The organism is Kribbia dieselivorans NBRC 106261 (assembly GCF_001552435.1).
Taxonomy (GTDB): Bacteria; Actinomycetota; Actinomycetes; order Actinomycetales; family Dermatophilaceae; genus Kribbia; species Kribbia dieselivorans.
Genome location: NZ_BCRE01000043.1, coordinates 58,802 through 66,051, shown reverse-complemented (window position 1 = coordinate 66,051; position 7,250 = coordinate 58,802). Strand labels below are relative to the sequence as shown.

The 7,250-nt window shown below is 68.2% G+C and carries 6 protein-coding genes and 2 tRNA genes; 6 read left to right on the top strand and 2 right to left on the bottom strand.

Annotated features, from left to right (window positions below):
• Positions 1 to 292: 292 nt before the first annotated feature.
• A tRNA-Gly gene (locus KD1_RS04145) sits at positions 293 to 363 on the bottom strand.
• A gap of 88 nt (positions 364 to 451) precedes the next feature.
• On the opposite strand from KD1_RS04145, the gene KD1_RS04140 reads away from it, so the two are divergent.
• Both KD1_RS04140 and tig read left to right on the top strand, forming a co-directional pair.
• Positions 452 to 525, top strand: a tRNA-Pro gene (locus KD1_RS04140).
• A gap of 80 nt (positions 526 to 605) precedes the next feature.
• Positions 606 to 2,012 carry a trigger factor gene (gene tig, locus KD1_RS04135; RefSeq protein ID WP_068397944.1) on the top strand — a complete coding sequence of 469 codons (1,407 nt, stop codon included), beginning with the start codon at positions 606 to 608 and terminating at the stop codon, positions 2,010 to 2,012.
• A gap of 41 nt (positions 2,013 to 2,053) precedes the next feature.
• Here the strand turns inward: tig and KD1_RS04130 are convergent, their stop codons facing one another.
• Entirely contained in the window at positions 2,054 to 3,130 is a 1,077-nt protein-coding gene (locus tag KD1_RS04130) for a LacI family DNA-binding transcriptional regulator (protein ID WP_068397940.1), read from the bottom strand.
• Positions 3,131 to 3,185: 55 nt separating this feature from the next.
• Here KD1_RS04130 and KD1_RS04125 point away from each other — a divergent pair, with 55 nt between their 5' ends.
• From KD1_RS04125 to clpX, 4 genes are all read left to right on the top strand, one after another.
• A complete protein-coding gene (locus tag KD1_RS04125) occupies positions 3,186 to 4,439 on the top strand; it encodes an MFS transporter (protein WP_245627268.1) in 1,254 nt (417 codons plus the stop codon).
• Between the two features lie 102 nt (positions 4,440 to 4,541).
• Positions 4,542 to 5,168 carry an ATP-dependent Clp protease proteolytic subunit gene (locus tag KD1_RS04120; protein WP_083542052.1) on the top strand — a complete coding sequence of 209 codons (627 nt, stop codon included), beginning with the start codon at positions 4,542 to 4,544 and terminating at the stop codon, positions 5,166 to 5,168.
• A 20-nt stretch (positions 5,169 to 5,188) separates the two neighbouring features.
• Positions 5,189 to 5,848: an ATP-dependent Clp protease proteolytic subunit gene (locus KD1_RS04115; RefSeq protein WP_068397937.1), complete on the top strand. Its 660-nt coding sequence runs from the start codon at positions 5,189 to 5,191 to the stop codon at positions 5,846 to 5,848.
• 130 nt (positions 5,849 to 5,978) lie between these two features.
• The gene (gene clpX / locus KD1_RS04110) at positions 5,979 to 7,250 is read left to right on the top strand and encodes an ATP-dependent Clp protease ATP-binding subunit ClpX (RefSeq protein WP_068397934.1); all 1,272 of its coding nucleotides are present in this window, start codon (positions 5,979 to 5,981) and stop codon (positions 7,248 to 7,250) included.

Below are 7,250 nucleotides of genomic sequence, written 5' to 3'. Positions count from 1 at the left end.
CGGGGTCGTCCTCTTGGTGGTGCTCGGGGTCGTGCGCGGTGTCGTGCCGGGTGCCGTTCCGGCGGCGGTGCGGCCCGCGCCGGTGCCGGGGCGCGGGGTCGTCCTCTTGGTGGTGCTCGGGGTCGTGCGGGGTGTCTGGCGGGCGGTCCTGCGGGGGGTGCTGGCGGTGCTCACGGTGCGTCCCTTGGGGTCGGGTTGGGCACGTTGGGGCACGAGTGCCGGTCCAACGTGTCGCATCAAGACCCATCAGGGTGGCTGCCAAACCACACCTGACCTGCAGGTTTGTCCTTCGAGCGGGCGACGGGAATCGAACCCGCGTAGCTAGTTTGGAAGACTAGGGCTCTACCATTGAGCTACGCCCGCGTGCGGCGCGAACCGGTGACGGGTCGTGCGCGGAGCATGGGCTAGCCTAATGCCCTGCTGCGCGCTGGACCAATCCGGCTCGCCGCGACGGGGTATGGCGCAGCTTGGTAGCGCGTCCGCTTTGGGAGCGGAAGGCCGCCGGTTCGAATCCGGCTACCCCGACCGTTAGAGTGGTCCATCGTCGTGTGCCCGGTGCCGGGCCCACCGAACATCCGGACCGAACACACCATGGAGTGCCGCAAGTGAAGAGTGCTGTCGAGAACCTCAACCCCACCCGGGTCAAGCTGACCATCGAGGTCCCGGCGGAGGAGCTCCAGCCCTACGTCGACACCGCGCTCAAGCAGATCGGTGATCAGATCCAGGTTCCCGGCTTCCGGCGTGGCAAGGTGCCGGCCCGCATCATCGAGCAGCGCGTCGGTCGCGGTGCGGTGGTGCAGGAAGCCGTCAACGAGGCGCTGCCGCAGTACTTCTCCGACGCCGTCGAGGAGCACGACCTCAGCCCGATCGGTGAGCCGAACGTCGAGGTCACCGAGGTGCCGCTGGAGGCCGGGCAGCAGCTCGTCTTCACCGTCGAGGTCGACGTGCGTCCCGAGATCACGCTGCCGGACTACGACGGCCTCGAGGTCACCGTCGACCCGATCACGGTCGAGGACGCCGACGTCGACGAGCGCCTCGAACTGCTCCGCGCCCGCTTCGCCACGCAGACCCCGGTCGAGCGCCCCGTCGAGAACGGTGACCTCGTGACCATCGACCTGCGCGCCGAGATCGACGGCGAGGAGATCGACTCCGTCACCGGTGTCAGCTACGAGGTCGGCGAGGGCAACATGCTCCCCGGCATGGACGAGGCCCTGCTGGGCATGAGCGTCGGCGAGAGCAAGGACTTCGTCGCGCCGCTGGCCGGTGGCGAGCACGAGGGCAAGGACGCCGACTGCACCGTCACCGTCGGTGCGGTCAAGGTCCGCGAGCTGCCGGAGGTGGACGACGACTTCGCCCAGCTCGCCTCCGAGTTCGACACCGTCGAGGAGCTCACAGCCGATCTGCGCTCCGGTGTCGAGCAGAACAAGAAGTTCGAGCAGGGCATCCAGGCTCGTGACAAGGTCCTTGAGCTGCTCCTGGAGAAGACCGAGGTTCCGGTGCCGGAGAGCATCGTCGAGGCCGAGATCCACTCCCACCTCGAGGGCGAGGGTCGTCTCGAGGACGACGAGCACCGCGCCGAGGTCGACGAGAGCACCCGCAAGGCACTGCGCACCCAGTTCATCCTCGACAAGCTGGCCGAGGTCGAAGAGGTCGAGGTGGGCCAGAACGAGCTCATCGAGTACCTGATCATGCAGGCCCAGCAGTACAACATGGACCCGAACCAGTTTGCCCAGCTGCTCGACCAGCAGGGTCAGGTCCCGTCGATCATGTCCGAGGTCGCGCGCCGCAAGGCCCTGGCGGCCGTGCTCGACAAGGCCAAGATCGTCGACACCGACGGCAACGAGATCGACATCGACGACCTCGTCCCGAACGAGGGCGAGGACGCCGAGGTCGAGGGCGACGTCGAGATCGTCGAGGAGGCCGTCGTCGTCGAGGAGACCATCGAGGTCACCGAGGCCGACGCGAGCGACGACGCCGACGCCACCGACGAGGCCGTGGCCGACAAGGCCTGATCGCTCACACCGAGCTCACCGACCGCCGTTCCCCCTCCGCGTCAGCGGGCCCCAGGGGGAGCGGCGGTCGTCGTTCCGATGCGCAGATGCGTCGGGAACTCCTCGTGGACGACCGTCCCTGCGTCGCCGGCGAGGCGGGCCACGACCATCTCACCGAGCCGGCGGCCCTTGGCGGCGCCGTCCTGGACGATGGTCGTCAGGGAGCCGTCGACCCACGGCAGGTCGATCCCGTCGAAGCCGGTCACGCTCAGGTCGTGCGGCACCCGCAGCCCGCGTTCGGCGGCCTCACGCAGCACGCCCGCGGCCAGCAGGTCCGATTGGGCCACGATCGCGGTGAGATCCGGAGCGCCGTCGAGCAGGAGCGCCGCCGCGGCCGCACCGGCGTCGATGGTCAGGGCCGCGGCCTCGACGATGGGCGCGTCGGCGCCGGCCACGGAGCGGAAGCCGACCACCCGTTCCCGGCTGTCGAGGTAGGCCGCGGTCGCGAGCAGGTCGGGTGCGATGGGTCGTAGCACCCCGGGCTGGTTCAGGGGCATGGCGATGTGGCCGATGCGCATGTGGCCGAGGGACATGACGTGCTCGGTGATCAGGGCCAGCGAACCCGCCTCGTCCACGGTCAGGCGCGACGTGCCGTCGGTCGTGGGCATCCCGGTGCCGATCACGGGGATGCCGCGGGCGACCAGGCGGGCGATGAGTGGCTCCTGGGCGGAGCCGCACAGGGGGAAGACGACGGCGTCGAGGGCCTGCCGATCCAGGATCGATGACCGGTCGGCATCGCCGTGCCCGGACGCGAGCAGGAGCCCCACCCCCAGGTCGTCCAGAACCTGGCTCAGCCCGTCGAGCACCGACACCGCGAACGGATCGGCGAAGGCGTAGCGCAGGGCGTCGTCGAAGTGGGCGGCGACCACCCCGGCGCGACCCTGGCGCAGTGAGGAGGCCAGCGGGTCGGGTCCGAGGTACCCGAGGTCGTCGGCCGCGGCGCGGACCCGCTGCGCCGTCTCCGGGGCGACCGCGCGCTTGCCGCTGTAGACGTGCGAGGCGGTCGAGATCGAGACTCCGGCCTGTTGCGCCACATCACGCAACGTGGGGCGCTGGCCCGTTTGACGATGCTCCGACATGGGAGCACAATATCGAATCGATTGAGCGAAACGTTTCGATGCCCGAGGAGAAGCAGTGACCGTGACCACCGACAAGGCCCGAGCGGGCACGTTCGCCGACCCTCGGGATCTGCGTGCCGCGTGGTCCGTGGCCGCTGTCTTCCTGCTCAATGGATTGACGTTCGCCGTCTGGTCCTCACGCATCCCGACGATCAAGCAGACCCTGGGCCTGACCGCCGGGGAGCTCGGCCTGGTCCTCTTCATCGGCTCCATCGGCTCGCTGATCAGCCTGCCCACCGCCGGGCGGGTCGTCATGCGCATCGGAGCGGCGCGCACCGTCTGGGCGGGAGTCACCGGGGCGATCTCCGGGCTCGTTCTGCTCGGACTGGCCGTGGCCGTGTGGCACTCGCCGGTGCTCGTGGCCTTCGCGCTGTTCGCCCTCGGCTTCGGCAACGGGCTGTGGGACGTCGCGATGAACCTCGAGGGTGCGGCCGTCGAGCACTCCTCCGGCCGCGTGATCATGCCGCGCTTCCACGCCGCCTTCAGCGGTGGCACGGTGCTCAGCGCCCTGACCACGGCGTTGCTCTTGCGCCTGGACGTCGGCATCGTGCCACAGACCCTCGTGGCCGCGGTCGTCATCCCGATTCTCATGGTGTTCGCGCTGCGGGGCTTCCTGCCGCGCACGGCCGAGGAGGGCGTCGAGGACGCAGCGGTGGAGGACACCGACGAGGCATCGACCGCTCGCTCCGGTAGCGCCTGGCTTGAGCCGCGCACGTTGCTCATCGGCGTCGTCGTGCTCGTCGCCGCGCTCACCGAGGGCACCGCGAACGACTGGGTCTCCGTGGCGTTCGTCGAGGGGCACCACCTGCCCGCCTACGCCGGAGTCCTCGCCTTCGCGACGTTCCTGACCGCCATGACGATCGGGCGCCTGGTCGGCCCGGCCATCCTCGAGCGGCACGGGCGCGTGGCGACGCTGCGGGTCCTCTTCGTCCTCGCCGGGATCGGTTCGCTGCTCGTCGTGTTCGGCTCGCCGGGTGTGGCCTTTGCCGGAGCGGTGCTCTGGGGCATGGGCGCCAGCCTCGGCTTCCCGGTCGGCATGTCCGCGGCCGCCGACGAGCCCGCTCGGGCGGCGGCCCGCATGTCGGTGGTCTCGACCATCGGCTACACCGCCTTCCTGACCGGTCCGACCGTGCTCGGTTTCCTCGGCGACCACGTCGGCGTGCTGAACTCCCTGCTGCTCGTCGGTGGCTTGGCGCTGGTGGCGCTGGCGCTTGTGCCGGCCACCCGCGAGCCGGCCCGCCGCGCCGAGGTGGAGCCCGAGGGCGTCTGACCTTGCGCTGACGGCGAACACGAGCCGTGGCGGGATTGAGCCGGGCCGGTTGGGCGTTAGTGTCAGCGACAGAACTCGCAGAACCGACGAGAGGCAGTGAGCGTGAGCCACAGCAACGACGTCGTCGCAGCCGGACCGCAGGGCGGCAACGGCATGGACGACCACATCTACCAGCGCCTGCTCAAGGAACGGATCATCTTCCTGGGCTCCGACGTGCGCGATGACAACGCCAACGCGATCTGCGCCCAGATGCTGCTCCTGGCCGCGGAGGACCCGGAGAAGGACATCTGGCTGTACATCAACAGCCCCGGTGGGTCGATCTCGGCCGGCATGGCGATCTACGACACCATGAAGTGGATCCCGAACGACGTGGCCACCGTCGCGATGGGCATGGCCGCCTCCATGGGGCAGTTCCTGCTTTCGGCCGGCACCAAGGGCAAGCGCTACGCGACCCCGCACGCCCGCGTCATGATGCACCAGCCGTCGGGCGGCATCGGCGGTACCGCCTCGGACATCAAGATCCAGGCCGAGCAGATGCTCTACATCAAGAACCAGATGGCCGAGCTCATCGCCCAGCACACCGGCCAGAGCGTCGAGCAGATCTCGGCCGACTCCGACCGTGACCGCTGGTTCAGCGCCCAGGATGCGCTGGAGTACGGCTTCGTCGACCACGTCTTCGAGCGCTCCAGCCAGACCGGCAACGACGACAACCCGGTCTCCGACAACTGAGCGCCCAAGGAGCCATCACCATGACGCAGATCAACCCCATCGGCCGCCTGGCCGCGCACGGCGCTCCCGCGAGCCGCTACATCCTGCCGCAGTTCGAGGAGCGCACCTCGTATGGCATGAAGCGACTCGACCCCTACGCCAAGCTCTTCGAGGACCGCATCATCTTCCTGGGCACCCAGATCGACGACGCCTCGGCCGATGACGTCATCGCCCAGCTCATCGTGCTTGAGTCCCAGGACCCCGACCGCGACATCCTCATGTACATCAACAGCCCCGGTGGCTCGTTCACCGCCATGACGGCGATCTACGACACGATGCAGTACATCCGCCCCGATGTGCAGACGTTCGTCATCGGTCAGGCCGCCTCCGCCGGAGCCGTGCTGCTGGCCGCCGGTGCCAAGGGCAAGCGGTTCGCCCTGCCGAACAGCCGCATCCTCATCCACCAGCCCGCGCTGGCCGGTGGTGACTACGGCCAGGCCTCCGACATCGAGATCCAGGCCAACGAGGTGCTCCGCATGCGCAGCTGGCTCGAGGAGACCTGGGCGCTGCACTCGGGCAAGACCGTGGAGCAGGTGCGCGACGACATCGAGCGCGACAAGATCCTCAGCGCGGCCGAGGCCAAGGAGTACGGCCTCATCGACGAGGTGCTCGCCTCGCGCAAGGCCTCCGTACAGGCCTGACCAGCCTGATGGGATTTCGCTGTCAGCGGACACGACCGACACGGGTGTCCGCTGACAGCGAATGACCGAGCACAACCGGCCCGACGCGGGTAGCGTCGGATGACATCGGACGGACGAAGGAGAATCCCGCGTGGCACGCATGAGTGAGAGCAGCGACCTGCTCAAGTGCTCCTTCTGCGGCAAGTCGCAGAAGCAGGTCAAGAAACTCATCGCCGGGCCCGCGGTGTACATCTGCGACGAGTGCATCGAACTGTGCAACGAGATCATCGAGGAGGAGCTCTCCGAGCACAGCGACCTCTCGTTCGACGAGCTGCCGAAGCCACGCGAGATCTTCGACTTCCTCGAGACGTACATCATCGGCCAGGACGACGCCAAGAAGGCCCTGTCCGTCGCGGTGTACAACCACTACAAGCGCATCCAGTCCCAGGACGCCGGCTCCAAGCGCGACGGCGAGCACGTCGAGATCGCCAAGTCGAACATCCTCCTGGTGGGCCCGACCGGATCGGGCAAGACCTACCTCGCCCAGACGCTGGCCCGCATGCTCAACGTGCCGTTCGCCATCGCCGACGCCACCGCCCTGACCGAGGCCGGTTACGTCGGTGAGGATGTTGAGAACATCCTGCTCAAGCTCATCCAGGCGGCCGACTACGACACCAAGAAGGCCGAGACCGGCATCATCTACATCGACGAGGTCGACAAGATCGCCCGCAAGAGCGAGAACCCGTCGATCACCCGGGATGTCTCCGGTGAGGGTGTTCAGCAGGCCCTGCTCAAGATCCTCGAGGGCACCACCGCGTCGGTGCCACCCCAGGGCGGGCGCAAGCACCCGCATCAGGAGTTCATCCAGATCGACACGACGAACGTGCTCTTCATCGTCGGAGGAGCGTTCGCCGGGCTGGAGAAGATCATCGAGTCCCGGTCGGGCAAGAAGGGTCTGGGGTTCGGTTCCGAGCTCCACACGCCCAAGGACCTCTCGGAGTCGATCGCCGATGTCATGCCGGAAGATCTGATGAAGTTCGGGCTGATCCCCGAGTTCATCGGCCGTCTGCCGATCATCACCACGGTCAACCAGCTTGACCAGCAGGCCCTCGTCCGGATCCTCACCGAGCCCCGCAACGCCCTGATCAAGCAGTACACGAAGATGTTCGACCTCGACGGCGTCGAGTTGGAGTTCACCGACGAGGCCATCGAGGCCATCGCCGACAAGGCCATGGCCCGCGGCACCGGGGCGCGCGGCCTGCGCGCGATCCTCGAAGAGGTCCTCCTTCCGGTCATGTTCGACGTGCCCAGTGACGACCAGATCGCCAAGGTCGTCGTGACCAAGGAGACCGTCACCACCGACGTGGGCGCGACGGTGCTCCATCACGGCGGCGCCGACAAGAAGCGCAAGCGTTCCGCCTGA

What these genes read in the sequence shown, in the direction of transcription:
- KD1_RS04130 (WP_068397940.1), bottom strand. Translation starts at nt 3,130, where the DNA reads ATGTCGGAGCATCGTCAAACGGGCCAGCGCCCCACGTTGCGTGATGTG.
- KD1_RS04115 (WP_068397937.1), top strand. Translation starts at nt 5,189, where the DNA reads ATGACGCAGATCAACCCCATCGGCCGCCTGGCCGCGCACGGCGCTCCC.